Below are 23969 nucleotides of genomic sequence, written 5' to 3' on the forward strand. Positions count from 1 at the left end.
GCCCGCGTACCGGGGTACTCGGGTGCCGGGGTACCCGGGTGCCGGGGTACCTGAGCACCCCTCGCGATGCCGTCGGACCACCCGCGTTCCCCTCCGCGGCGGTGAGTCGGGATGGCCTCTCCGCCCCCGGCCACCCCACACCCACCGCACTGCACCGCACCGCACCGCACCGCAACGACTGGCGCCAGGTGTGCAGGGAGCCCGTAGAGAGGCGAGGCTGCACACCACACGCCACTGGATACGACGACGGGCCGCCACCCCGGGAGGGGGTGACGGCCCGTCGATGGTTCCTCGAGTGCCTCGGCCGGATCAGCCGGATCGGCTAGACCAGCCGGATCAGCCGGATCAGCCGAAGCGGAGGATCACTTCGAGGAGTCGGCGGCGTCGGTGTCCGCAGCCTTCTTCGGTGCGGCCTTCTTGGCCGGTGCCTTCTTCGCGGGGGCCTTCTTGGCCGGAGCCTTCTTGGCAGCGGCCTTCTCGGTCGTGTCCTCAGCGGCGGCCTCGGTGTCCGCCGCCTCGGTGTCCGCAGCCTTCTTGGCCGGAGCCTTCTTCGCCGGGGCCTTCTTGGCAGCAGCCTTCTTGGCCGACGCCTTCTTCGCGGGAGCCTTCTCGGCTGCCGCGGCGTCGTCGGCGCTGTCCGCGTCGGCCTTCTCCACGTCGTCAGCATCGGCCTCGGCGGCCTGGGCGGTGAGGCCCAGATCCAGCACGTCGCCGGAGGCGTTCTTCACGGTGACGTCCGCCAGGACGACCTCGAGGGCCTTGGAGCGCTGCACCTCGCCGAAGATCTGCTCGAGCTGACCCGACTGGGCGAGCATCTGCAGCAGCTGGTTCTGCTCGATGCCGTACTGCGCCGAGAGCTGGGTCATGTAGGCCATGAGGTCGTCCTGCTCGACGCTGACCTCACGGGTGCCGTTGATCTCGTCCAGCAGGAACTGGGCGCGGACGGCCTTGGCGGTGTCCTCGCGGATCTCCTCGCCATGCGGGTCGCCCGGCTCCTTGCCCTCGTTCTCGAGGTGCGCGTTGATCTCGTCCTCGACGAGCGCGTCGGGAACGGGGATCTCGAGCTCCTCCAGCAGCTTCTCGAGCAGAGCGTTGCGGGCCAGGGCCACGCGGTTGCCCTCGGCGTCGGCGTCGGCCTGCTTGCGCAGGTCGTCCTTCAGCTCGTCGATGGTGTCGAACTCGGAGGCCAGCTCGGCGAACTCGTCGTCGGCCTCGGGCAGCTCGCGGACCTTGACCGACTGCGGGACGACCTTGATCTGCGCCTCTTCGCCGGCGTGATCGCCGCCGGCGAGCTTCGAGGTGAAGGTGGTGGTCTCCTCGGCGGAGAGGCCGATGAGCGCCTCGTCCAGACCCTCGAGCATGTTGCCCTCGCCGATCTGGTAGGACGTGCCCTCGACGGACTCGATCTCCTCGTCGCCGATCGTGGCGACGAGATCGAGGGAGACGAAGTCACCGTTCTGGGCGGGACGGTCGACGCCCACGAGGGTGCCGAAGCGCTCGCGCAGCTCGGTCAGGCGCACCTCGACGGCGTCGTCGTCGACGGTGGGCTCCTCGATCTCGACCTCGTAGGTCGAGAAGTCGGGCAGCTCGATCTCGGGGCGCACGTCCTGCTCGACGACGAACACGAGGTTGCCGTCCTCGGAGCCGTCCAGGCCCGGGATCTCGCTGACCTCGACCTCGGGGCGGCCGACGGGCTTGATCGCCGCTTCGGCAGCTGCCTGCTGGTAGAAGTCGGGAAGCGCGTCGTTGACGGCCTCCTGCATGATCGCGGGGCGGCCGAAGCGCTGCTCGACGAGGGTGGCGGGAACCTTGCCCTTGCGGAAGCCGGGGATCTCCACCTGCTCGGAGATCTTCGTGGTGGCGGCCGCGACGGCCGGCTTGAGCTCGTCGAAAGGCACCTCGACGGTGAGCTTCACCCGGGTGGGGCTGAGCTTCTCGGACTCGGTCTTCACTGGTCAGGTCTCCCTGTGGATCGTCGGTCTAGTGGTCAGTTCTCACGGTGCTCCGGAGCACGCACGCGGCGGCCACCCGAAGCGGAGTCGGGGTGACAGGATTTGAACCTGCGACTTCCCGCTCCCAAAGCGGGTGCTCTACCAAGCTGAGCTACACCCCGGAGGGCAACCCATGGGATATTACCCGGTACTGCTGGGGAGCGCTCGAATCATCCCGGCGCGCTGTGAGGAGATGCATGTCGCGTCCTCGGTCCTCCGATGTGCGACCGCACCGTTCATCTGATTCAATGGTGCAGTCCAGCGGGCGTAGCTCAATGGTAGAGCCTCAGTCTTCCAAACTGATTACGCGGGTTCGATTCCCGTCGCCCGCTCCAACCGCTGCAGAGCCGTGGTCCCCTCCGGGACCGCGGCTCTCTGCTTGCCGGCGTCCCGCCGCACCCTCACCACAGCGGTCTCCCCATCTCCCGCCACCTGATGACCGACAGCATCGAAGCACCCCTGCTCGCGGGCCTGCGCGAGGACGCCCGGCACCTGGTCCCGATGCATCTCCAGGAGCAGCACGCCACCGGGGGCGAGCCACCGCGGGGCCTCCCGGAGCAGCCGTCTCACCTCGTCGAGGCCGTCCGCCCCGGCGACCAGGGCGACTTCAGGTTCCTGCTCCCGGGCGTCCCGCGGCATCAGCTCCAGCTGCGCGGAGGGCACATACGGGGGTACCGCTGCGAGGAGATCGACGGCGCCTGCCAGCTGCGCCGGCAGGGCGTCGAGGCCGGACCCGCGATGCACCCCGGAACCGGCGGGAAGATTCGTGCGGGCATGGACCAGAGGCCGTTCGTCCCGGTCCGTGGCATGCACTCGGACCCCCGGCACCCGCCGGCCGACGAGCGCGGCGATGGGAGCCACCCCGCAGTACGCCTCGACCATCACGGGTGACCTCCGCGACCGGGCTTCCTGGACGGCCGCGTCGATGAGGGCGAGGGTGCGCTGGCGGGGCACGAAGCAGCCCGGGCCGACGGCCAGCAGCTCGCCGCCGATCTCGACCCTGCCGACCAGGTGCTCGAGGGCCTCGCCCGCCTCCCGACGCGCACACAGCTGCTCGAGCTCCGCCCCGTCCGACGCCTCGAGGAGGATGCGGGCCTCCTGCTCGGCGAACACGCATCCGGCGCGCCGGAGCCGCTCCACCAGGGCTCGGAGCCGGGGATCGTCCGTGGGGACCTGCTGGTCGGCCGGGTGGTCCGGCGGCATCGTCGTCATCACCGCCATTCTCCCCCGCGACCTCGGCGGGCACCAGAGGTCAGCAGTGCCGGACGGTACCTGCCCCGGACTGGACCGCCCCGATCCGACCACAGCCGAGCCGGGCCGACCACGCTGTCCGATTCCCGCTGGTGCCGCAGGCCCAAGCGCGGTTCACTGGAGTCATGACACGGACCGCGATGACCGACGACGAGCGCTATGCGGCGATCCGCGCCCGCGACACCCGGTTCGACGGCATGTTCTTCACCTGCGTGCGCTCCACCGGGATCTTCTGCCGGCCCTCGTGCCCGGCCCGCACCCCGCAGCGCGGCGGCGTCGACTTCGCCCCGTCGGCCGCAGCCGCCGTGGCCGGCGGTTTCCGTGCCTGCAAGCGCTGCGGGCCGACGGCCCCGCCGGGCAGCCCGGACGACGATCCGATGGGGTCGCTGTCGGGACGGGCGCTGCGACTGATCGACGAGGGGGCGCTGGACGAGGAGGGCACGGTCCCCGACCTCGCACGGCGGCTGGCCGTCTCCGAGCGCACCCTGCACCGTGCGCTCGTGGCGGTCACCGGGGCAGGAGCCCTCGCCCATGCGCGGATGCGCCGCGCCCGACGGGCTCATGAGCTGGTGATCGGGTCCGATCTGCCGCTGGCGCTGATCGCCCACGTCTCCGGGTTCGGCAGCGAGCGTCAGTTCCACGAGACGTTCACCCAGCTCTTCGGCCACTCCCCCTCGGCGGTCCGGGAGCGCTCGCACGGCCGCCCGGGAGGACCCTCCCGGGCGGCCGACGGAGGCTCCGTGGTGACCGCGCGGCTCGCGGTGCGCCGCCCCTTCGACGGCGCAGGGCTCGCCGCCTGGTTCGCGCATCGCGCCGTACCCGGCGTCGAGGACCTCTCGGGCTCGGTCTGGACCCGCGCGGTGCGACTGCCGCACGGACCGGGAGTGCTGCAGATCGACCTCGGCGCCGCCGGCGCGCTTCCGGTGAGCATGAGGCTGGCGGATCTGCGCGACCACGCGGCCGCGATCTCCCTGGCCCGACGGCTGCTGGACCTCGACGCGGACCCGGTGGGGATCGATGGCGGGCTCTCGACCTCGGTGCCCGCGCTCGCCCCGCTGGTCGACGCCCGGCCCGGGGTGCGGCTGCCGGGGACACCGAGCCTCGCGGAGGCCCTGCTGTGGGCGGTCACGGGGCAGCAGATCACCACGTCGCAGGCACGCGAGCAGATCACTCGGGCCACGGATCTGCTCACCGAGGAGCTGCCTGCTGATCTCCACCTGTCGGGGGTGCATCGCGCCCCCGTGGATCCCGGTATCGCCGCCGTTCACGCCGAGGAATGGTTCCGCGGGCCGGCGGCTCGGCGCAGAACCCTGATCTCCGCGATCGGCACGATCTCCACCGATCTGGATCTCGACGTCTCCAGGCCGGTCGACGAGCTCCGGGCCGACCTGCTCGCCCTGCGCGGCATCGGCCCCTGGACGGCCGATTACGTGCTGCTGCGCGGAGTGCGCGCCATCGACGTGGCCCCGGCGCGCGATGTCGCCCTGCTCGGTGCGGCGCGCGACCTCGGCCTCGCCGAGGACCACGCCTCCCTCCAGCAGGAGCTGGTCGCCGCGGCTCCCTGGCGCTCCTACGCCTCGATGCACCTGTGGCACCACCAGGCCTCGCTCCGTCGGGCCTCGCCCCGTCGGGCCTCCGCCCGCACCCGTCGCGGATCGACCGCGGCCGCGCCGCCCTCCGTCCACTCATCCCATTCCGCTCCGGAAGGACACCCGTCATGACCGACCACCGTCCCACGCACGCCGCTCCGACCACCACGCCAGCGTCTGCTCGTGCCGCGACACCTGCACCTGCACCTGCACCTGCACCTGCACCTGCGACGGTCGAGCCCCGGCACCGTCGGGTGGCCACCCCCCTGGGCACCTATCTGCTCGCCGCGGAGGCGGAGTCGCTCACCGGGGTCTGGCGCGAGGAGCAGAGCCACTTCCCCCGCCCGGAACGGCTCGGGCCGGCGGCTGCCGGCGACGACGCCCTCCTGGACGCCGCCGAGACACAGCTGCTCGCCTACCTGGCCGGGGAGCGCATGAGCTTCGACCTGCCGATCTCTCCGCGGGGCACCGAGTTCCAGCACGCCGTCTGGGACCGCCTGCAGGAGATCCCGCGGGGCGCGACGACGACCTACGGGACGATCGCCCAGGAGCTCGGGCGGCCCCGCGCCGCCCAGGCCGTCGGGGCCGCCGTCGGCTCGAACCCGATCTCGATCGTCGTCCCCTGTCATCGGGTGCTGGCCGGGAACGGCGCCCTCACCGGATACGCCGGCGGGATCGAGACGAAACAGGCATTGCTGGTCCTCGAGGGTGCTCTGCTCGCGTGACACGATAGAGCGATGAGCCTCCCCTCGTCGTCCGAGCCGTATCGCTTCCCCGTCGCCGCCCGCTACGCGGGCATGGAGTCCTCCCCGCTGAAGGACATCTTCGCGCTCGCAGCCCGCGAGGACGTCGTGTCCTTCGCCGGAGGCATCCCCGACCCGGAGCTGTTCGACTTCGAGGACATCGCCGCCAGCTACGAGTGGGTGCTGGCGAACCAGGGCCACCGCGCACTGCAGTACGGCGTGAGCGAGGGCGAGGTCGAGCTGCGCGAGCAGGCCGCCCGTCGCCTGTCGCGTGACCTGCCCACGGACGCCTCCCAGATCCGGGTCACCTCCGGTTCGCAGGAAGGGCTCTTCGTGGTGGCGCAGGCGATGCTCGAGCCGGGTGACGTCGTGCTCGTGGAATCCCCCACCTATCTCGCGGCCGTGCAGGCCTTCGCCGTGCACGGGGCGCGGATGATCGGGGTGGAGACCGACGACGACGGCGTGGTCCCCGAGGCGCTCGAGGAGGCGATCCGTACGCATCATCCGCGGATGGTCTACCTGATCCCGACCTTCCAGAACCCCACCGGGCGCACCATGCCGGTCGCCCGCCGGCAGGCCGTCGCCGACGTGCTGCTGCGCACGGACGTCCCCCTCATCGAGGACGACCCCTATGGTGCGCTGAACTTCACCGGGGGCACCTGGGCGCCGATAGCCGCCCTGCCGGGGATGAGCGAGCGCACCCTGCTGCTGAACTCGATGAGCAAGCTCATGAGCCCGGGCGTGCGCATCGGCTGGATGCGCGCCGAGGGCCCGATCCTGAACACCCTCGCCGTCGCCAAGGCCGCCATCTCGATGCAGTCCTCCGTGGTCGATCAGCTGACGGTCGCCCGCTACCTGGCCTCCGTCGATCTCGACGCCCACGTGGCCCGGGTCAGCGCCGTCTACCGCGAGCGGCGTGACGCGATGGCCGCCGCGATCGCTCCGGTGCTGCCGGCGGGCGCGCAGGTGACCCATCCTGACGGCGGCATGTTCCTGTGGGCCGCGCTCGGCGAGGGCTACGACGCGCAGGTCATGCTCGCCGACGCCGTCTCGGCCGGGGTCGCCTACCTGCCGGGGTGGTCGTTCTTCGCCGACGACCCCGATCGGTCCACGATGCGCTTGAGCTTCGTGACCCATGCCCCCGCCGTCATCGAGGACGCCATCGGCCGTCTCGGCGAGGTCATCGCACAGCACCCCCGGCGCTGACCTCCGCCGGCGCGCTGCCGGGCTTGCGCCAGCGCAGCGTCACGCGGAAGCCCTCCCGCCGACGGATCACCGCGCCGGGCAGGATCCTCGCGGCCTCCTGACGCAGCGTGTCGATCGGCCAGGCGGGGTCCTTCACCGGGATCGGACGCTCTTCCGGCGCCTCGCGCACCGGGCGCGGGTGCTTGACGAGACCGATCAGCGGATTGCTGAGCACACTGAGCACATCCCAGATCTGGTCGGCGGTGCTCACCGGGTCCGTGAGGGTGACGACGAGGAGCCGCCCGCCGGGGCGGAGCAGGGTCCGTGCGTCGAGGAGCGCCTCGGCGAGATCCATGTGGTGCAGCGAGGCGACCATCGTGAGGGCGTCATAGGTGCCATGGCGGCGCGGCTCGGCGACATGCTCGGAGAGCGTGCGGCGCCCGATCTGCACGGCCGGATCGTGCGCGAAACGTGTGGCGGCGAGATAGGCCATCTCCTGGTCGGGGTCGATCCCGTCGACCCGGCCCGCGAACCCGGCGAGCGCCGCGACGAGGTCCCCGCGGCCGCAGCCGACGTCGAGCGCACGACCGGTGCTCGGAGGCAGGGATCGCAGGATCCACGGATGGAAGTGGTTGTTGTGGCTCCACGGGTGACGGTCGTTGAACCGCGTCAGCCGCAGCCCGATCCAGCGGATCAGCGGATTCGGCGTGGTCCGGATGTTCATGAAGCGCTCCCTTCCTCGGTCATGAGACGAGTGCTCGCAGCCGCACCCGGGCCATCAGCCCCATCAGCGCCGACGCCACCGTGGCGACGACGACCATCCAGAGGGCTCCTGACGACGCAGTCGCCAGCAGGAGAGCCCCGACGACCAGGGCGAGCAGGATCGCGTCGGAGAGCCACAGGAGCATCGGCAGCACGGAGATGTCCCCCTGCGGGGTCGGCATCGGCGTGCTGAGCGAGAGCGGCATGGGGCCCTTCGCGGCATCCCGGGCCCGGCCGATGATCAGCACGGGGGCCAGGACAGCGGGCAGGAGCACCTCCAGGAGGACCGCCCCGGGCACGGCACCGGCGGCGATCCACGCGCCGAGCCCGCCGAGGGCTCCGAGCGCCGTGAGCAGGACCACCGGAGCGGTCAGGTGCAGGAGCACCTGGACGGCGGCGGACTGCCCGAACAGCTGAGGTGCACCCAGCGTGTGCACGCCGTGCCGGATGCCATCCACGAAGGTGCCGCTCGCGAGCCACAGGCCGAGCGTGCCCAGGAGCAGCACGAACCACGCCAGAGGCCCCGTGAAGAGCGTGGAGCCGGCCACCGCCGCGGCGGAGAGCAGGGAGGCGATGACGCCGACAACGGTCCGTTCCGGGCTCCGCAGCCACGCGACGAGATCGCGTCGCGCATAGAGCACGGCGAGCGGACCGGCCCCGATCGCCGGGAGGCGGCGGCCCGCTGCGGGAGCGGGCTGGAAGAAGCCCGCCGCCCCGGACAGGTCCATCGTGGTGGCGCTGATGGTGGCGGATTCCCAGCGCGCGGCCTGCTCCTGGAGCACGGCGCCCCGCAGGCGGTCCAGCAGCAGCATGACCGCACCGACCGCGAGGATCCCGGCGACGCACAGGACGACCGCCGAGAGGCCCGGTCGCTGCCCGCCCACCGGGTACGCCCCGCCGAGCCCGATCCCCCCGGGCAGCATCAGGGCGCCGACCCCGAGGAGGACGAGTGCGACGGCGAGCAGTCGGCGCCCGGCGGAGCCGAGCAGCTGACCCGCGAACCATGCCGCACACAGCAGCGATCCTGCCCCCGCGGCGGCGAGCGCGAACCAGCCCACGGCCCCCATCTCGACATGGCCCGCAGACTCCAGGGTGGCCGCGATCAGCACCGCGGGGATCACCGCGACCAGCACCGTCACCGCCAGCGACCGCAGGAGCGGCCTCCAGAGCACGGACCGGCGCGGGATCGCGCTGGAGGCGAGGCTCGCGGTGAAGAACGGGGAGAGCAGGGCCGGGCCGCGCACCGCCCCGAGCAGCACCAGGCCAGCACCTCCGACGAGGGTGATCGCCGTGCTGGTCTGCGGCGCCCCGGAGGCGATCAGGAACGGCACGACGTCGGGCCGGGACAGGGCGGTGCCCGCCGCCCGGATGACGGGCGCCCCGAAGATCAGCACGCTCAGCGCCAGGACGTACACCAGGTACAGGACATCGCCGCGGGTGCGGGCCTGCGACCTCTGCGCCCAGACCTCCCGGACCGCCGTGAGGGATCCGGACGCCGCCGCCGGGGCCGCGCTCACCGCTGCTCCTCGAGGTGCAGCCGCACATCGGCGAGCTCCTCGAGGAGTCGGGGGCTGTGGCTCGCCAGGATCACCGCACTGCCTGCCTCTGCCCGGGCCCGGACCGCGTCGATCACCAGTCCCAGCCGGTCGGCGTCCAGACGCTGCTCGGGCTCGTCCAGCAGCAGCACCTCGCTGGGGCGGGCGAGGGTGAGCGCGAGGGCGACCAGCTGGGACTGTCCGCTGGAGAGCTCGTGCGGGAATCGGTGGCCCAGGGTGCCGATCTGCAGCTCGTCCAGCAGCTCCTCTGCCTGGACGCGGGCAGCCTTCGCCCCGGTCCCCCAGGTGGCGGCGATGAATTGGAGGTGCTCGACGATGGTGAGGTCCCGCGCGGTCTGCGGGGGCCCGATGAGGGCGGCGAGCGCGGCGCGGAAGGTCCGGTCCCGGTCATCCGGGCGCCGACCCGCGATGAGCACGGTCCCCGCGGTCGGATCGGTCAGTCCGGCCAGCACGCGCAGAAGGGTGGTCTTCCCGGAGCCGTTGGCGCCGGTGAGGGCGAGGATCTCACCGGCCCGAGCACGGCCCGTGGCGTCCAGCAGCAGCACGTTGTCGTCGGAGACGACGCCGACGCCCTCGAACCGGACCATTTCGTCGGGTCGATCACCCTGATCGGTGTGCTGCGTCGCGTCTCGTCCCATGGACTCCATGAAACAGCATCGGTCCCGGGGACCGCGTCCGACTTCGGTCTGCACTCGGGCCCGCAGCCCTCGCGGTGTGACACAACCGGAAACGTCAACCTCTGGATATCGTGTCAGATCCATGAGACCATGGGGGTGCGCTGCCGTAGGCGCCGCCACCCTGTTCCTGCAGGTCGAGCGGCGCTCGAGCTGCCTCGATGTCCCCCGTCGCACTGCCCTGACCAGGCTCTGCGCGATGACCGAGCGCGGCCGCCCGGACCTTGGCCGGTCTTCGGTACCGACGGCGCACAGGCCCACCGAGGAGGTATCCCCTTGTCCGTTGCCACTCCGCCCGTCGACACCGCTGCTCCGAAGCCCGGCGACGTGCTCACCCACCCGGTCCATGGACCGGTGCGCATCGTCTCCACCTGCACCCGCAGCGTCCGCGGGACCGACCGCGAATACGTCGACATGGAGGTCATCGGCGACGAGATGCGGATCTCCGTGCCGTCCGACGGCAAGGACGTCATCGGACTGCGCGCGCTTCTCGAGGAGAAGGAGATCGCCGAGCTCATCGATCAGCTCTCGCAGCCGATCGAGCCGCCGGAGAAGAAGGCCTCCTGGGCCCACCGGATCAAGTCGCTCACGATGCAGCTGCAGTCCGGCCGCCTCACCGACCGCATCGACGTCATCCGTGGCATCCTCGGCGATTCCGGCGGCGCCCCGTCGAGCCTCGCGGAGCGCAACCTGCTCAAGCAGGCGATCGCACCGCTCGCCGCCGAGATCGCCATCGCCCGGGAGATCCCGCGCGACGATGCGGATCAGCTGCTGCAGGAGACCGCCGCGAGCGCGGTCGCAGCAGGTGCTGACACCGCCGCCTGACACCGGCTGACTCTCCGCCGCAGTCCCGCCCCCGCGCGGACAGCGCGGATCCACTGCCCCGCCTCACCTCCTCCGGGTACTCCCGGAGGGCGTGACGCGGGGCAGTGTGCGTGCCAGCCACGCTCCCCCGACCAGGCACAGCCCCCCGGTGGCCGCACCGGCGAGGGCGATCGGTGCCACCAGGGCGATGGCCGTGACCACCAGGGGCGCCGCCAGACGACCCGAACCGAGCATCGTGTTCCACCAGGCCAGGTACCGGGTGCGGTCGTGCACCGGGGACACGTCGATGCCCAGCGTCATGACGATCCCGGCCCCCATCCCGTTCCCCAGACCGATGAGCAGACTGGGCACCAGCAGAGCGACCACGGCGAGCGTGGTCCCCTGCCCGGCCAGGGTGGTCCCCAGGACCGCCAGCAGGATGAATCCGGCCCCCATGAGGAGAGCGCAGGGGACGGCGACGGCGGCGCGCCCGTAGCGGTCCATCAGCGTTCCGGCCGGGATCACCAACAGGATCTCGAGGGCCGCGCAGACCCCGAAGACGAGGGATATCCAGACCGAGTCGAGGCCGAGCGATGCGCCGAGGAGCGGCACGATCACCGGACGGTTCACACGGGCCATCATCACCGGGGCGATCCCGAGGCCGACCATCGCCATCCTGCTCAGCACGGCGCGGTCCAGCCGGGAGCGGGCGGTGCTGCGGGGGATCCGTTCACCGCGCGGACGCTTCGGGGAGGGCCGGACCTCCCCCGGCGGCAGGAAGATCGCGATCATCACGGTGCCGGCGGCAGCGGTCACCGCGAACAGGATGAACACCCCGGTGTCGGATCCCAGGGTCATCACGAGAGCGCCCAGCAGCGGGCCGATCACCTCTCCCAGACGGATCACGCCGCCGAACATGGTCATGCCGCGCGCCCGCATCGCGGGCGGCAGGGCAGTGCCCAGGTAGGCCTGCCTCCCCAGCTGCCAGACCTGTGTGCTGATCGCCATCACGAGCAGCAGCCCCAGGAAGGTGACCTGATGGCGCGGCCCGGGGTTCCCGTGGACTCCCGGGGTGAGCACCATGAAGGCGACGAGGTTGGAGAGCACCAGCAGGACCCCGGTGCTCACGAGCGCGCGGCGTGCCCCCACGCGGGAGATGAATCGACCGGCGGGGATGGGCCCGAGGAACGAGGTGAGCCCGAAGATGGTGGTGAGCGCGGCCGCCTGCCAGGCGGCGAACCCGAGGTCCAGAGCCAGCAGCGGGATCACCGGCATCAGTGCCGCGAGGCCGGAGAACTCCAGCAGGGTCGGGGCGTACACCGACGGGGCCAGCGACCACAGGACCTGCTTGGACGACTGCGCCCTGCTTCCCGAGGGGCTTCCCGGGGGGAGGCGCGCAGGGGTGGTCACCGAGGAAGTCTGTCACCCGATCGTGAGCCTGGGCAAACAGTTCCAGAGGGCGGACGCCCGAGTCGACGCCGTCCGCTCAGGTGCCGTAGGCGGCGTTCGTCTCGATCTCGGCGCGCCGCGCCGCGTCCTCGTCGACCCCTGCCGCGATCGCCTCCGCGGCCCAGCGCACGGACCACGCCCGGATGTAGGCGGCGCCTTCCTCGCCGGCGAGCCATGCCGAGGAGGGCCGTGGGACATCGTGCAGGCAGCTCGTGCGCCAGCCATCGGTCACCGCGGCGAGCGCGAGCAGGGCGATCTCCCAGTCCACGGCGCCGAGACCGGGCCCCACCAGGTCGAACTCGTCCTGGGGGATCAAGCGGGTATGGCGCAGGCGCAGCAGGGTGGTGCCGTCGTCCTCCGGGTCCAGACGGATCGACAGCGGATCCTCGGACCCGTCGTCCTCCCAGGTCAAGGAGATCTTGTGGGGTGCCTCCACCTGGAGGACGTGTCCGCGCGCCCCGCGGGGCGCCTCGAACCGTCCGCCCTCGCGGAGGTCACCGCAGATCGGTCCGAACCAGCGGGCCAGCTGATCCGGGCGCGTCAGCAGGGGCCAGAGCTGGGCCGGCGATCGGTCGATGTTGGTGGTGAGCGTCGCCGTGGTGCGCACCTGGGTGCGTCCATCATGGATCTGCTCGTCGATCTCGAGTTCGCGTCGCACCGCGTCGACCACGGGCAGCGACTCCGTGACAGCCATCTTCTCCTCGAAAAGGGTCGGAACCGCTCCGTGCCGGCGCGATTGCGCGGGCACGGACCCTCGCAGAGTATCCGACCCTCGTGCGGCGCGCCACGGCACATCACGGCACGCCGTCCGCTGTGAGCCGATGCTCCACGAGCATGCCCCCTCAGGGCACTGCCCGTAGCATGTGCCGCGTGACTGCCGAGACTCCTTTCCGACCGTCTGATTTCACGGTCCACCTCTTCGACCTCGACGGCGTGATCACGCCGACGGCCGAGGTCCACATGAGGGCCTGGGCCCGCATGTTCAGCGACTTCCTCGCGGGGCGGGGCATCGCCGAGCCCTATACCGACGAGGACTACTTCGCCCATGTCGACGGGCGCCCCCGCTATGACGGCGTGCGGGCCTTCCTCACCGCGCGCGGCATCTCGCTGCCGGAGGGCGAGGATGCGGACCCCGTCGACCAGTCCGCGGGGGCCGAGACCGTCCGCGGGCTCGGGACCCGGAAGAACCAACTCGTCCTGAGGATGATCCGTGAGGAGGGCGTCGTCCCGTACCCGGGGACGGTCACCTATCTGGACACGCTGCCCGCAGGAGCACGCCCGGCCATCGTCTCCTCCTCGCGCAACGCCGAGGAGGTGCTGCGCGGTGCCGGTCTGCTCGAGCGCTTCGAGCACATCGTCGACGGCAACGTCGCGGCGCGCGAGGGGCTCCCGGGCAAGCCCGCCCCGGACACCTTTCTCCACGCCGCCCGCCTGATGGGCGTCGACCCTTCCGACGCCGTGGTCTACGAGGACGCCGTCTCGGGCGTCCGGGCCGGGGCCGACGGCGCCTTCGGCGCGGTCATCGGCGTGGATCGTGGAGCGGGCGCGGAGGCCCTCGCGGCCGCCGGCGCCACCCTCGTCGTCCAGGATCTGGAGGAGCTCGCATGACCCGCCTGCGCTCCGTGCCCGAGGATCCCGTCGACCGCACCCATCTGCCCCTGGACGAATGGCGGCTCGTCGAGTCCCGTCCCGGCGGGGATCTGGGGCACCTCGAGACCCTGTTCGCGACCGCCAACGGTTACCTGGGGATGCGGGGGACGCCCTCCGAGGGCCGGGACGTGGACAGTCACGGGACCTTCCTCAACGGCTTCCACGAGACCTGGCGGATCAACCACGCCGAATCGGCCTTCGGCTTCGCCCGGACCGGCCAGACCATGATCTCGGTGCCCGATTCCACCGTCATGAAGCTGTACGTGGACGACGAGCCCCTGCTCCTGTCGATCGCGGACCTCCTGGAGTACGAGCGCTGGATCGACTTCCGCGAGGGCGTGCTGCGGCGCGAGCTGATCTGGCGCACGCCGTCGGGCAAGCGGGTGAAGGTGGCCACCTCCCGCATGGTGTCCTTCACGCAGCGCCATCTCGCCCTGATGACGCTCGAGGTCACGATGCTCGACGGGGCCGCACCCGTCGCCGTGTCCTCCCAGATCATCAACCGGCAGGACATCGCCGACGACTACGGCAAGGGGGTCGACGGCGGTCCGATCACGGACAAGGACGACCCCCGGCAGACCACCGCCTTCACGCATCGCGTGCTCGAGCCGCAGCAGGACTGGCACAGCGAGCGGCGCATGCTCCTGGGATACCGCGTGGCGAGCTCGGGCATGACCCTGGCCGTCGGTGCCGATCACACCGTCGAGTGCGACGCGGAGGTCGAGCAGCTGGTCGACACCAGTGCGGATCGCGGTCGCCAGGTGGTGCGCGCCCACCTCGAGGAGGGCAACACGCTGACCGTGCGCAAGGCGGTGGCGTACCACTCCTCCCGCTCGGTCCCCCACCGGGAGCTGTTCGACCGCTGCCGCCGCACGCTGGACCGGGTCCGGGCCGAGGGCTTCGAGGCGCAGCACCAGGACCAGCGCGACTACCTCGACGACTTCTGGACGCGCTCCGATGTCGAGCTGCCGGGGCAGCCCGCCGCCCAGCAGGCCACCCGCTGGTGCCTGTTCCAGCTCGCCCAGGCCGCGGCACGCTCGGACCAGTGGGGCATCCCGGCCAAGGGCCTGACCGGGTCCGGCTACGAGGGCCATTACTTCTGGGACACCGAGGTGTACGTCGTCCCCTTCCTGACGTTCACCGAGCCCCGCTGGGCCCGCAACGCCCTGCGATTCCGCAGCAACCTGCTGCCCAAGGCCCGCGAGCGCGCCCGCGAGCTGAATCAGCGGGGGGCGCTGTTCCCCTGGCGCACCATCAACGGCGACGAGGCCTCGGCCTATTACGCCGCCGGGACCGCGCAGTACCACATCAATGCCGACGTGGCCTATGCGTTCGCGCAGTACGTGGACGTCACGGGCGACCTGGACTTCCAGCACCGCGATGGCGTGCGGGTGCTGGTCGAGACCGCCCGTATGTGGGCCGATCTCGGTTTCTGGCGCACCACCGCCGACGGGACGGCGAGCTTCCACGTCCACGGCGTGACCGGCCCCGATGAGTACACGACGGTGGTCAACAACAACATGTTCACCAACGTCATGGCCCGCTTCAACCTGCGTCGCGCCGCCCGCGCCGTGCGGGAGCTGCACGACGCCGACGACGCCGCCTACCGGACCCTGCTGGTCGAGCTCGACCTGGATGAGCTGGAGCTCGAGCAGTGGGACGAATGCGCCGACGGGATGTACGTCGCCAAGGACGAGGCCCTGGGGATCCATCTGCAGGAGGATCGCTTCCTCGAGCGCGAGGTCTGGGATCTCGCGAGCACGCCGGCCGACGCCTTCCCCCTGCTGCTGAACTTCCACCCGCTGGTGATCTATCGCTTCCAGGTGCTCAAGCAGGCCGACGTGGTGCTCGCGCTGTTCCTGCGCGGCAGCGAGTTCACCGCCGCCGAGAAGCGCGCCGATTTCGAGTACTACGACCCGATCACCACCGGCGACTCCTCGCTGTCCGCCGTCGTCCAGTCGATCATGGCGGCCGAGGTCGGGCATCAGAAGGCCGCCCTGGACTACTTCCGGGCCGGGCTGTTCGTGGATCTGGGCAACCTGCACCACAACACCGCTGACGGCGCGCACATCGCCTCCGCCGGCGGCGTCTGGAACGCTCTGGTCCACGGCTTCGGGGGGATGCGCCATGACGACGGGCGTCTCTCCTTCGATCCGCGCCTCCCGGTCGACTGGCCGGAGCTGGTCTTCCCCCTGACGATGCGGGGCTCCCGGATCCGGGTGCGGCTGCGGCGCGAGGAGATCTCCTTCACGCTCGAGACCGGCCCCGAGATCGACGTCACCGTGCGCGGGACCACCGTGACGGTGACGGTGCTCGGTACCGTCGTGCCCCTCCCCGATCAGGGCCCCGTCCTCGATGACGCCGTGCTGGCCACGCCCGTCGGCCTCGGGGACCCCCGTGCGGACGGATCGATCGTGACCTCGCACGTTCCCAAGGATCCGGACGATCCGTGGGAATACCCGATCACGACGGATCCCGACGACCTCATCGAGGAGGGCTGACCTGCCCTGAGACGGCCGAGCCGGCTCCGGTGGCATAGGCTCCAGCCGCGCCCTCCTGGGCGTCCTCCCCCTGTCCCCTCCCCCGGAGCACGAGCACACGGTGTCCGCATCCCGCCCCCGTCGGCCGAAGCCGATGGTCGAGTACGCCCGACCACGGCTGAGCGTCCTGCATGTCCTGAACCGGGTGCGGATGCGCCTGCTGGACATCCAGGTCTGGGACGTCGCGGGCACCATGACGTTCTATCTGCTGCTCTCGGTGTTCCCGGGCGCGGTCGCCGCCGTCTCGATGCTGTCCCTGATCGGGGTCGAGGCCACGACCCTCAAGGCGTTCACCTCGATGACCGCCGAGATCTTCCCGACGCTGGATCCCCGCCCCTTCCTCTCGGCGATCCGCGCGGTCTCCTCCACGAGCGGCGGGCTGCTGGGGCTGACGCTGGGCACGATCGGTTCGCTGGTCTCCGCCTCCAACGGGGTCGCGGCCTTCCATCGGGCCATGCACCGCGTCTACGACACCCGCGAGGGCCGCCCCTTCCTGTGGTTCCGCACGATCGTCTTCGGCGAGACCGTGCTGATCGTCGCCGTGGTGCTGCTCGCGATCGGCATGATCGTCGTCGGCGGCGAGGCCTCGCAGCGGATCGGCGAGTTCATCGGCATCCCGCGGATCGCCTTCCTCGCCTGGAACCTCGTGAAGTGGCCGATCCTCCTGGTCATCCTGATCATCGGGGTGTCCCTGGCCTATTACTCGTTCCCGAACGTGCGCCTCCCCCGCTACCGGCTGATGACCCTCGGCTCGACGGTCACGGTGCTGGTGCTCTTCAGTGCCGCGCTCCTCACCGGCCGCCTGCTGGTGTACGCGACGCGCTTCGCCGAGGTGCTCACGGTGCTCAACGGACTGATCGCGATCCTGCTGCTGCTGTGGCTGGCCAACATCGTGGTCGTCTCCGGTGCCGCTCTCGATGCCGAGTTCCTGCGCGCGCGGCAGATCGCGAGCGGCCTCGACGCCTGGGACAGCATCGTGCTGGATCCCCACGCCACCCACACCCTGAACTTCCTCGCTGATGACGCCGCCGGAGCCGAGGAGATCGGGCGCGCTGTCGCGGGCTCCGCTCGCACCGGGGAGCCGCTGCGCCGCGCGCGCGGGCCCTGGATCGTCGATGCCGGCAACCTGCTCGCGGTGAACCCGCCGACGAAGTACAGCGTCGTCACCCGCTCCGACAACACCGATCACACCGGTCCCGCCGAGCCATCCGACCCCGCCGAGAACACCGACCCGCCCCACTCAGGAGATACCCCCGCATGAGCGTCCGCCCGATCACGATCGTCGGCCATCGCGCACTCGAGCAGCGCACCCGTCGGGTCCGCGAGATCACCGACGACATCCGCACCCTGGTCGCGGACATGTTCGAGACGAACGACGCCGCCGACGGTGCCGGGCTCGCCGCGCCACAGGTCGGTTCGCGCTGGCGCCTGTTCGTCTATTCCTGCGCCGACGCAGACGGCACCGTGCAGCGCGGCGTGGTCCTCAACCCGCGCCTGGAACGCTTCGGCGGGATCGAGCTCGACGAGGAGACCATCGAAGGCTGCCTCTCGGTGCCCGGCGAGGGATTCCCGACCGCCCGCCACCGTGGTGCCCGCGTCACCGGCATCGACCTCGAGGGAGAGCCCGTCGTCGTCGAGGACGAGGGCGGGGTGCTGGCCCGCGCCCTGCAGCACGAGGTCGACCATCTCGACGGCTCCCTGTACCTCGACCGCCTCTCCCCCGCCCGCAAGCGCGAGGCGCTGGACGCCGTGACCGACCGCGGCTGGCGCGCCCAGGGGATCCGCACCTGGGATCCCCGGGAGCTCGAGGCCGCCGACGTCTGACCCGCTGCCCGGCCCGGCCGCGGTCCTCCGGTGGTCCGGCGCGTCACAGCGGCGGTCCCCGCATCGCCCACGCCCAGCAACGCTGGCTATCCTGAGGCCATGGAACGCCCGTGCCTCTCCCGCCGTCATGCCCTCCTGCTGCCCGCCTCCGCCGCCGCGCTCGGCGGCCTCGCCGCCTGCGGCCCCCAGGACGAAGGCTTCGGCACGGCGGCACCGGTGCGGGCCGACGACGGCGCGATCTCCCTGGACGACGTCCCGGAGAACGAGAGCACGCTGGTGAACTTCGGCGGTGAGCAGCCCTTCGTGCTGCTGGTCCGCGGTGCCGGCGACGACCTCGCCGCCTACTCGGGGTACTGCACCCACAACGGCTGCGCCCTCGCCCAGAAGGAGGCCGAGCTCGACTGCCCGTGCCACGGCTCCAAGTTCGATGCGGCCACCGGTGAGGTCCTCGTGGGCCCTGCGACCCGGCAGCTCCCCGAGGTGTCCGTGGTCGTCGAGGACGGCCTCGTCCGTCGTGCGGGCTGAGCGCGCCATGGCGTCCGAGCCGTCCGAGCCCGAGCAGCCCGATCTCGAGCAGCCCGATCCCGAGCAGATCGATCCGGAGGAGAAGTCCCCGCGCGAGATCGTCTCCTTCGTGCGTCGTGGCGAGCGGCTGACCGCGAGCCGTCAGAGCGCCTGGGATCGCCTCTCGGACGACTACGTCCTGGATCCCTCCCGCGGCGATCGCGACACCGTCCCGGGCCCCGATGCGACCCTCGACCTCCTCGAGGTCTTCGGCCGGCGCGCCGAGCTCGTCGTCGAGGTGGGCAGCGGTCTGGGCGAGAACATCGTCGCCGCCGCCGCTGCGGATCCGGACCGTGATTTCCTCGCGGTCGAGGTGTACCGCCCCGGCCTCGCCCAGACCCTGAACCGGATCGACCGGGCCGGGCGTCCCCGGAACCTCCGTCTCCTGCCGCTCGATGCGCAGCGCAGCCTTCCCGTGCTGCTGTCCGAGGCGTCGATCCAGGAGCTCTGGGTCTATTTCGCCGATCCGTGGCCCAAGGCCCGCCACCACAAGCGCCGCCTCATCAACCCGCCGTTCCTGGACGCCGTGCTGCCGCTGCTCGCCGACGGCGCCGCGTTCCGACTGGCCACCGACTGGGCGCAGTACGCCCATCACATGCGTCACCATCTCGATGCTCGTCCCGAGCTCGAGAACCTCCATCCCGACGGTGCCCGGCCCGGGGAGGAGAGCAGCGACGCCATCTCCGAGAGCATGGCGCGCACAGGATGGGCACCTCGATTCGAGGGTCGTGTGAAGACCAGCTTCGAGAACAAGGGACGGGCCGCCGGACGCTTAGTATGGGATCTCGCGTACGTCAGGGTGCCTCGGCATTCGGGCGATGCCCCCGCCTAGACCCTCAGGACCTCCGTCGCGACCAGTGACGCCTGTTTGAGAGCGAGCCCCTATGAACGCCCCTGACGACGTCGAACTGCCCTCCGACTGGGAGGACGACGACCAGCCAGACCCTCGCCAGCGGCGCGGGCGCCGCATGGCCCTGATCGCTCTCGGACTCGTCGCCGTCCTGGTGCTCGGCGTCGGCCTCGTGGTCGCGAACTACCTGCGTGGCATCAACGACTCCTACGAGAAGCGCACGGTCGTGCAGATCACCCGCGGCGCCTCCGACGGCGAGCGCCCCGAGGCCGGAGCAGGCCGCAACTTCCTGCTGCTCGGCTCGGACAAGCGATCGGCCGAGGACGCGAAGGCGCAGGGCGTCAGCGGTCAGCGCTCGGACGTCATGATGCTGGTCCACGTCTCCGATGACAACAAGGAGGTCTACGTCACCTCCTTCCCGCGCGACCTCTACGTCGAGATCCCCGGCTACGGCAAGGACCGCATCAATGCCGCCCTCGCCTTCGGTGGGGTGGGCCTCGCGGTGACGACGGTCGAGAACTACGTCGGCGTCCCCATCGACCATGTCGCCCTCATCGACTTCGAGGGCATCCAAGGGCTGGTAGACACGCTCGGCGGCATCGACGTGAAGATCCCGCAGGACTTCGAGGCCGGCGGCCACCAGTTCACCGAGGGCGTCCAGACCCTGAACGGCGAGGAGGCACTCACCTTCGTGCGCGAGCGCAAGCAGTTCTCCGACGGCGACTTCCAGCGCAACCGGAACCAGCAGGCCGTGCTGGGCGGGATCGCGGCCAAGCTGATCAGCGCGGACACCCTCAGCGATCCGGGGAAGCTCGCGAGCACGGTCGAGTCGATCTCCCCGTTCCTCACCACCGACGAGGGCCTCAGCGGCACCGCGATGGTCCAGCTCGGGCTGTCGATGCGCTCGGTGCGCAGCAGCGACATCTACTACCTCTCGGTCCCCCATTCCGGACCCACCACCACCAGCGGTGGCGCGAGCGTCGTGGGCACCGACGAGGACGGGATGGACATCCTGCGCGATGCCCTGCGCACGGACGGCATGGGGACCTATTACGCTCAGTACGCAGGGGCCTACTGACCCGGGGCCCCGCCCAGTCCGCCGCATCACCCATCGCCTGGAGGAACCTCGTGGCCAATCCACTCGTCAAGATCGCCGTGCCGCTCGCCGGAATCGTCGCCTCCATCCTCGGCAACAAGGCTGCCTCCGCCGGCTGGGGCGCCGTGTTCGGGGAGGAAGCCCCGACCGTCAAGGCGACCAAGGCCGCGCAGAAGGACGCCCAGAAGCGCCGCAAGCAGGCCAAGAAGGAGGGGCAGTCGAAGGCGGAGATCGAGGCGATCAAGGACCCCGCCGACGATCAGCCGATCTGGAAGATGCTGCTGTGGGCAACAGTCTCCGGTGTGCTCCTGCAGGGCCTGAAGATGATGGCCAGGCGAGGAGCTCAGACGGGCGCCGAGCGCGTGGTCTCACGTCGGCCCCGCAGCAACCGCGGCTGATCCGGCCACCGCGCACAGCTCGCAGCACGCAGAGAAGGCCTCTCACGGAGTTCCGTGAGAGGCCTTCTCCGCATCGTCCGTGCCCCGGGACGCCGGGGCGGCGGCATGTCGGGACGGCGGCACGCCGGGGCTGCGGGATATCAGTACGGCAGGAGCGCGCTCAGAACTCGCTGACGTCGACGCGCTCGTTGAGCGTGTCCAGCGAGTCCCCGGTGACCAGGAACCCGACCCGGCGCACGAGGGACACGGCGTGGTCGCCGATCCGCTCGTAGAAGCGGATCAGCAGGGTGAGGTCGACGACCTGGCCGTTGGAGTAGCCCTCGCCGCGGGAGATCTCGCGGGAGACCTCGAGCATCAGGTCGTCGAGCTCCTCGTCGTCCTTCTCCACCTGGGCGGCCAGGGCGAGATCGCGATCGGCGATGACCTGGGCGGCCTCCTGCAGCGCGGCCCGACCCAGCTCGGACATCCGCGCGATCTGCTCGCGATGCCGCGCAGGGACGGCGAGCTCGGGATGGGAGCGGCGGGCGATCAGCGCCACGTGGGCGCACAGGTCGCCCATGCGCTCGAGCGAGGAGCTCATGCGCAGAGCCGCGACGAGCAGCCGCAGATCGCCCGCGACGGGTGCCTGGCGGGCGAGCAGCTCGACGGCCTTGGAATCGAGCTCGACCTGCCGCTCGTCGATGTGCGGGTCCGCCGCGATGACACGCTCGGCGAGGCCGAGATCGCCCTCGAGGAGAGAGCGCGTCGCCGCCTCCAGGGCGGTCCCGACAAGTTCTGCCATGTCCAGCAGGTCGTCGACGATATGACGCAGGTCGCTCTGGTACGCCTCGCGCATGGGTGTGCTCCTCAATCCGACGTGGGTGTTCTCCTCGAGTGTCGCAATCCCGGATGAACTTCGCCCGTCGGACGGTGAACTCCCGGAGACGTCGGCATGAACTCCTGCCTGCCCGGGTGCTCCACACCCTGGCCGCGGGCAGGACCGCAGAGCCCGGAGGCCTAGGCTGTCCCCGTGCCCCTGACTGTCCTCCTCCTGCTCGCCGGCGCGATCGGACTCGTGATCGGATGCGCCGCGACGCTGGCGTTCCTCCGCTCCGACCGTCGCCGCACGGCCGCGCCCGTGGCGACGCAGCAGGGCATCCCCGAGGCCACCGCCGAGGTGCTGGCGATCCTGTCGTCGGCGTACGTCGTGCTCGACGGCAGCGGCGACGTGCTGCGTGCCTCCCCTCTCGCCTACTCCTACGGCATCGTGCGAGCCGCCGAGGGCGACTACCCGCGCCTGGCCAACACCGAGCTCCTGGATCTCGCGGCGGACGTCGGCCGCAACGGCGGCTTCCGCGACGAGCGGCTTTCCCTGAAGCGCTCGAGCCAGGCCGCCACCGACACCGACGCCGTGATCGACGTGCGCATCGGTGCCCTCGGCGAGCACGGCGCCCTGCTCCTGGCCGACGACCTCACCCGCGCGGTGCGGGTCGAGGAGACCCGCCGGGACTTCGTCGCCAACGTGTCCCACGAGCTCAAGACTCCGGTCGGGGCGATCATCCTGCTGGCGGAGACCATGGAGGACGCGGCCGAGGACCCCGACGCGGTGCGTCGCTTCGCGGGGCGCATGCAGAGCGAATCACAGCGGCTCTCGCACTTGGTGCAGGAGATCATCGAGCTCTCCCGCGTGCAGGGGAACTCCTCGCTGCCCGACGCCGAACCCGTGGAGATCGACGATGTGGTCGACGACGCCGTGGCCCTGAACCACAACGTCGCGCTCGGCTCCCAGATCGAGGTCGCCGTGGGCGGGGCGAGCGGGCTGCGGGTCTACGGCTCCTCCTCGATGCTGACCACGGCGCTGTCGAACCTGATCTCCAACGCGATCTCCTACTCCGATCCGCAGACCCGCATCGGCATCTCGGTGCGGCGCGAGGGAGGCATGGTCGAGCTGTCCGTCAAGGACCAGGGCATCGGGATCTCGAAGGAGAACCTGGAACGGGTCTTCGAGCGGTTCTTCCGGGTGGACCGGGCGAGGTCTCGCAGCACCGGCGGCTCCGGCCTGGGGCTCGCGATCGTGAAGCACATCGCCACCGATCACGGCGGCGAGGTCACGGCCTGGTCGATGCGGGGCCAGGGCTCGACCTTCACGCTCCGTCTGCCGGAGATGGGCGAGACCGAGACGATATCCGCGCCATCGCCCCGTGCCCCGGAGCGCACGGGCTCGACGACTTCTGCCGGGGAGGGCCGCATCTCGTCGGCCGCCGGCACGACAGGGCCCACCGGGCCCGGAACCATCTCACGGACCGTGGCGAACGACCACCGGTCGGGAAAGGGAACCTGATATGACGCGCATCCTGATCGTGGAGGACGAGGAATCGTTCTCCGACCCGCTGTCCTACTCGCTCCGCAAGGAGGGCTACGAGGTCGCCGTGGCGGACAACGGCACGGACGGTCTGCGGATCTTCGCCACCCATGGCGCGGACCTGGTGCTCCTGGATCTCATGCTGCCCGGGATGAGCGGCACCGAGGTGTGCCGGGAGATCCGACGCACCTCGAGCGTCCCGGTCATCATGCTCACCGCGAAGGACGACGAGTTCGACAAGGTGCTGGGCCTCGAGCTCGGTGCCGACGACTACGTCACCAAGCCCTACTCCTCCCGCGAGCTGCTCGCCCGCATCAAGGCCGTGCTCCGGCGCGGGCAGGATTCGGCCGACGCCGACGAGGACGCGACCCTGCAGGCCGGCCACATCGTGATGGATGTGGAGCGCCATGTCGTGCAGGTCCGCGGCCAGGACGTCGCCCTGCCGCTCAAGGAGTTCGAGCTGCTGGAGATCCTGCTGCGCAACGTCGACCGGGTGCTCACCCGCGGCCAGCTCATCGATCGGGTGTGGGGGGCGAACTACGTGGGCGACACCAAGACCCTCGACGTCCACGTCAAGCGCCTGCGCGCCAAGATCGAGGACGACCCGAAGAACCCCGTGCAGCTGGTGACCGTGCGCGGCCTCGGCTACAAGTTCGAATCCGCGGGCGGATCCGGCAGCTGACCTGCCCGTGGTCATCGCCC

The 23969-nt window shown here is 71.0% G+C and carries 22 protein-coding genes and 2 tRNA genes; 15 read left to right on the forward strand and 9 right to left on the reverse strand.

Going from position 1 to position 23969, the window contains the following annotated elements:
• Positions 1–362: 362 nt before the first annotated feature.
• Positions 363–1952, reverse strand: a complete 1590-nt coding sequence (gene tig / locus ACT3UL_RS00755) for a trigger factor (RefSeq protein ID WP_444576131.1) — start codon at positions 1950–1952, stop codon at positions 363–365.
• An 87-nt stretch (positions 1953–2039) separates the two neighbouring features.
• Positions 2040–2113, reverse strand: a tRNA-Pro gene (locus ACT3UL_RS00760).
• 139 nt (positions 2114–2252) lie between these two features.
• On the opposite strand from ACT3UL_RS00760, the gene ACT3UL_RS00765 reads away from it, so the two are divergent.
• A tRNA-Gly gene (locus tag ACT3UL_RS00765) sits at positions 2253–2326 on the forward strand.
• Here ACT3UL_RS00765 and ACT3UL_RS00770 read toward each other — a convergent pair.
• A complete protein-coding gene (locus tag ACT3UL_RS00770) occupies positions 2295–3203 on the reverse strand; it encodes a N5-glutamine methyltransferase family protein (protein WP_444576133.1) in 909 nt (302 codons plus the stop codon). The two genes, ACT3UL_RS00765 and ACT3UL_RS00770, sit on opposite strands and share 32 nt — an antisense overlap.
• Before the next feature lie 164 nt (positions 3204–3367).
• Here ACT3UL_RS00770 and ACT3UL_RS00775 point away from each other — a divergent pair, with 164 nt between their 5' ends.
• The 3 genes from ACT3UL_RS00775 (at position 3368) to ACT3UL_RS00785 (ending at position 6780) form a co-directional block, all read left to right on the forward strand.
• Positions 3368–4963: an Ada metal-binding domain-containing protein gene (locus ACT3UL_RS00775; RefSeq protein WP_444576134.1), complete on the forward strand. Its 1596-nt coding sequence runs from the start codon at positions 3368–3370 to the stop codon at positions 4961–4963.
• Between the two features lie 122 nt (positions 4964–5085).
• Positions 5086–5556, forward strand: a complete 471-nt coding sequence (locus tag ACT3UL_RS00780) for a methylated-DNA--[protein]-cysteine S-methyltransferase (protein WP_444576136.1) — start codon at positions 5086–5088, stop codon at positions 5554–5556.
• A 12-nt stretch (positions 5557–5568) separates the two neighbouring features.
• Positions 5569–6780, forward strand: a complete 1212-nt coding sequence (locus ACT3UL_RS00785) for an aminotransferase-like domain-containing protein (RefSeq protein WP_444576138.1) — start codon at positions 5569–5571, stop codon at positions 6778–6780.
• Here the strand turns inward: ACT3UL_RS00785 and ACT3UL_RS00790 are convergent.
• The 3 genes from ACT3UL_RS00790 to ACT3UL_RS00800 are packed head-to-tail and all read right to left on the reverse strand — an operon-like array spanning position 6755 to position 9715.
• A complete protein-coding gene (locus tag ACT3UL_RS00790; protein ID WP_444576140.1) occupies positions 6755–7483 on the reverse strand; it encodes a class I SAM-dependent methyltransferase in 729 nt (242 codons plus the stop codon). The genes ACT3UL_RS00785 and ACT3UL_RS00790 overlap by 26 nt on opposite strands.
• Before the next feature lie 19 nt (positions 7484–7502).
• A complete protein-coding gene (locus tag ACT3UL_RS00795) occupies positions 7503–9038 on the reverse strand; it encodes a hypothetical protein (protein WP_444576141.1) in 1536 nt (511 codons plus the stop codon).
• Positions 9035–9715, reverse strand: a complete 681-nt coding sequence (locus ACT3UL_RS00800; protein WP_444576143.1) for an ABC transporter ATP-binding protein — start codon at positions 9713–9715, stop codon at positions 9035–9037. The genes ACT3UL_RS00795 and ACT3UL_RS00800 overlap by 4 nt, the downstream gene beginning before the upstream one ends.
• 312 nt (positions 9716–10027) lie before the next feature.
• Between ACT3UL_RS00800 and ACT3UL_RS00805 the strand changes: the two genes are divergently transcribed.
• Positions 10028–10576, forward strand: a complete 549-nt coding sequence (locus ACT3UL_RS00805; protein ID WP_444576144.1) for a CarD family transcriptional regulator — start codon at positions 10028–10030, stop codon at positions 10574–10576.
• A gap of 63 nt (positions 10577–10639) precedes the next feature.
• Here the strand turns inward: ACT3UL_RS00805 and ACT3UL_RS00810 are convergent, their stop codons facing one another.
• The gene (locus ACT3UL_RS00810; protein ID WP_444576146.1) at positions 10640–11965 is read right to left on the reverse strand and encodes an MFS transporter; all 1326 of its coding nucleotides are present in this window, start codon (positions 11963–11965) and stop codon (positions 10640–10642) included.
• A gap of 76 nt (positions 11966–12041) precedes the next feature.
• On the reverse strand, positions 12042–12698 hold the full coding sequence (locus ACT3UL_RS00815; RefSeq protein WP_444576148.1) for an SRPBCC domain-containing protein: 657 nt from the start codon (positions 12696–12698) through the stop codon (positions 12042–12044).
• Positions 12699–12865: 167 nt separating this feature from the next.
• Between ACT3UL_RS00815 and ACT3UL_RS00820 the strand changes: the two genes are divergently transcribed.
• The 8 genes from ACT3UL_RS00820 to ACT3UL_RS00855 all read left to right on the forward strand — a co-directional run bounded on the left by ACT3UL_RS00820 (position 12866) and on the right by ACT3UL_RS00855 (position 20926).
• Positions 12866–13612 carry an HAD family hydrolase gene (locus ACT3UL_RS00820; RefSeq protein ID WP_444576150.1) on the forward strand — a complete coding sequence of 249 codons (747 nt, stop codon included), beginning with the start codon at positions 12866–12868 and terminating at the stop codon, positions 13610–13612.
• Positions 13609–16155 carry a glycoside hydrolase family 65 protein gene (locus ACT3UL_RS00825; protein WP_444576152.1) on the forward strand — a complete coding sequence of 849 codons (2547 nt, stop codon included), beginning with the start codon at positions 13609–13611 and terminating at the stop codon, positions 16153–16155. Before ACT3UL_RS00820 ends, ACT3UL_RS00825 begins: the two co-directional genes overlap by 4 nt.
• Positions 16156–16255: 100 nt before the next feature.
• Positions 16256–17455: a YihY/virulence factor BrkB family protein gene (locus ACT3UL_RS00830; protein ID WP_444576154.1), complete on the forward strand. Its 1200-nt coding sequence runs from the start codon at positions 16256–16258 to the stop codon at positions 17453–17455.
• Positions 17452–18018, forward strand: a complete 567-nt coding sequence (gene def, locus ACT3UL_RS00835; RefSeq protein WP_444576156.1) for a peptide deformylase — start codon at positions 17452–17454, stop codon at positions 18016–18018. Before ACT3UL_RS00830 ends, def begins: the two co-directional genes overlap by 4 nt.
• 99 nt (positions 18019–18117) lie before the next feature.
• On the forward strand, positions 18118–18543 hold the full coding sequence (locus ACT3UL_RS00840; protein ID WP_444576158.1) for a Rieske (2Fe-2S) protein: 426 nt from the start codon (positions 18118–18120) through the stop codon (positions 18541–18543).
• Positions 18544–18550: 7 nt separating this feature from the next.
• Positions 18551–19414: a tRNA (guanosine(46)-N7)-methyltransferase TrmB gene (gene trmB, locus ACT3UL_RS00845; RefSeq protein ID WP_444576160.1), complete on the forward strand. Its 864-nt coding sequence runs from the start codon at positions 18551–18553 to the stop codon at positions 19412–19414.
• A 52-nt stretch (positions 19415–19466) separates the two neighbouring features.
• Positions 19467–20510, forward strand: a complete 1044-nt coding sequence (locus ACT3UL_RS00850) for an LCP family protein (protein WP_444576162.1) — start codon at positions 19467–19469, stop codon at positions 20508–20510.
• Positions 20511–20560: 50 nt separating this feature from the next.
• Complete coding sequence (locus ACT3UL_RS00855) at positions 20561–20926, forward strand: DUF4235 domain-containing protein (RefSeq protein WP_444576163.1); 366 nt, start codon at positions 20561–20563, stop codon at positions 20924–20926.
• Positions 20927–21086: 160 nt separating this feature from the next.
• Here ACT3UL_RS00855 and phoU read toward each other — a convergent pair whose 3' ends face one another.
• Complete coding sequence (phoU, locus tag ACT3UL_RS00860; RefSeq protein ID WP_444576164.1) at positions 21087–21761, reverse strand: phosphate signaling complex protein PhoU; 675 nt, start codon at positions 21759–21761, stop codon at positions 21087–21089.
• Between the two features lie 174 nt (positions 21762–21935).
• Between phoU and ACT3UL_RS00865 the strand changes: the two genes are divergently transcribed.
• On the forward strand, positions 21936–23246 hold the full coding sequence (locus tag ACT3UL_RS00865) for a sensor histidine kinase (protein ID WP_444576165.1): 1311 nt from the start codon (positions 21936–21938) through the stop codon (positions 23244–23246).
• 1 nt (position 23247) lies between these two features.
• Positions 23248–23949, forward strand: a complete 702-nt coding sequence (locus ACT3UL_RS00870; RefSeq protein WP_444576166.1) for a response regulator — start codon at positions 23248–23250, stop codon at positions 23947–23949.
• Positions 23950–23969 lie beyond the last annotated feature (20 nt).

Source organism: Brachybacterium sp. 107, from assembly GCF_052379725.1.
Taxonomy (GTDB): domain Bacteria; phylum Actinomycetota; class Actinomycetes; order Actinomycetales; family Dermabacteraceae; genus Brachybacterium.

Bases quoted from the DNA above. Each gene is read 5' to 3' on its own strand.
- phoU (WP_444576164.1), bottom strand. From the start codon at position 21,761: ATGCGCGAGGCGTACCAGAGCGACCTGCGTCATATCGTCGACGACCTG.
- ACT3UL_RS00825 (WP_444576152.1), top strand. From the start codon at position 13,609: ATGACCCGCCTGCGCTCCGTGCCCGAGGATCCCGTCGACCGCACCCAT.
- ACT3UL_RS00815 (WP_444576148.1), bottom strand. From the start codon at position 12,698: ATGGCTGTCACGGAGTCGCTGCCCGTGGTCGACGCGGTGCGACGCGAA.
- ACT3UL_RS00785 (WP_444576138.1), top strand. From the start codon at position 5,569: ATGAGCCTCCCCTCGTCGTCCGAGCCGTATCGCTTCCCCGTCGCCGCC.
- ACT3UL_RS00775 (WP_444576134.1), top strand. From the start codon at position 3,368: ATGACACGGACCGCGATGACCGACGACGAGCGCTATGCGGCGATCCGC.
- ACT3UL_RS00770 (WP_444576133.1), bottom strand. From the start codon at position 3,203: ATGACGACGATGCCGCCGGACCACCCGGCCGACCAGCAGGTCCCCACG.
- trmB (WP_444576160.1), top strand. From the start codon at position 18,551: ATGGCGTCCGAGCCGTCCGAGCCCGAGCAGCCCGATCTCGAGCAGCCC.
- ACT3UL_RS00800 (WP_444576143.1), bottom strand. From the start codon at position 9,715: ATGGGACGAGACGCGACGCAGCACACCGATCAGGGTGATCGACCCGAC.
- ACT3UL_RS00870 (WP_444576166.1), top strand. From the start codon at position 23,248: ATGACGCGCATCCTGATCGTGGAGGACGAGGAATCGTTCTCCGACCCG.
- ACT3UL_RS00850 (WP_444576162.1), top strand. From the start codon at position 19,467: ATGAACGCCCCTGACGACGTCGAACTGCCCTCCGACTGGGAGGACGAC.
- ACT3UL_RS00820 (WP_444576150.1), top strand. From the start codon at position 12,866: ATGTGCCGCGTGACTGCCGAGACTCCTTTCCGACCGTCTGATTTCACG.
- ACT3UL_RS00790 (WP_444576140.1), bottom strand. From the start codon at position 7,483: ATGAACATCCGGACCACGCCGAATCCGCTGATCCGCTGGATCGGGCTG.
- ACT3UL_RS00840 (WP_444576158.1), top strand. From the start codon at position 18,118: ATGGAACGCCCGTGCCTCTCCCGCCGTCATGCCCTCCTGCTGCCCGCC.
- def (WP_444576156.1), top strand. From the start codon at position 17,452: ATGAGCGTCCGCCCGATCACGATCGTCGGCCATCGCGCACTCGAGCAG.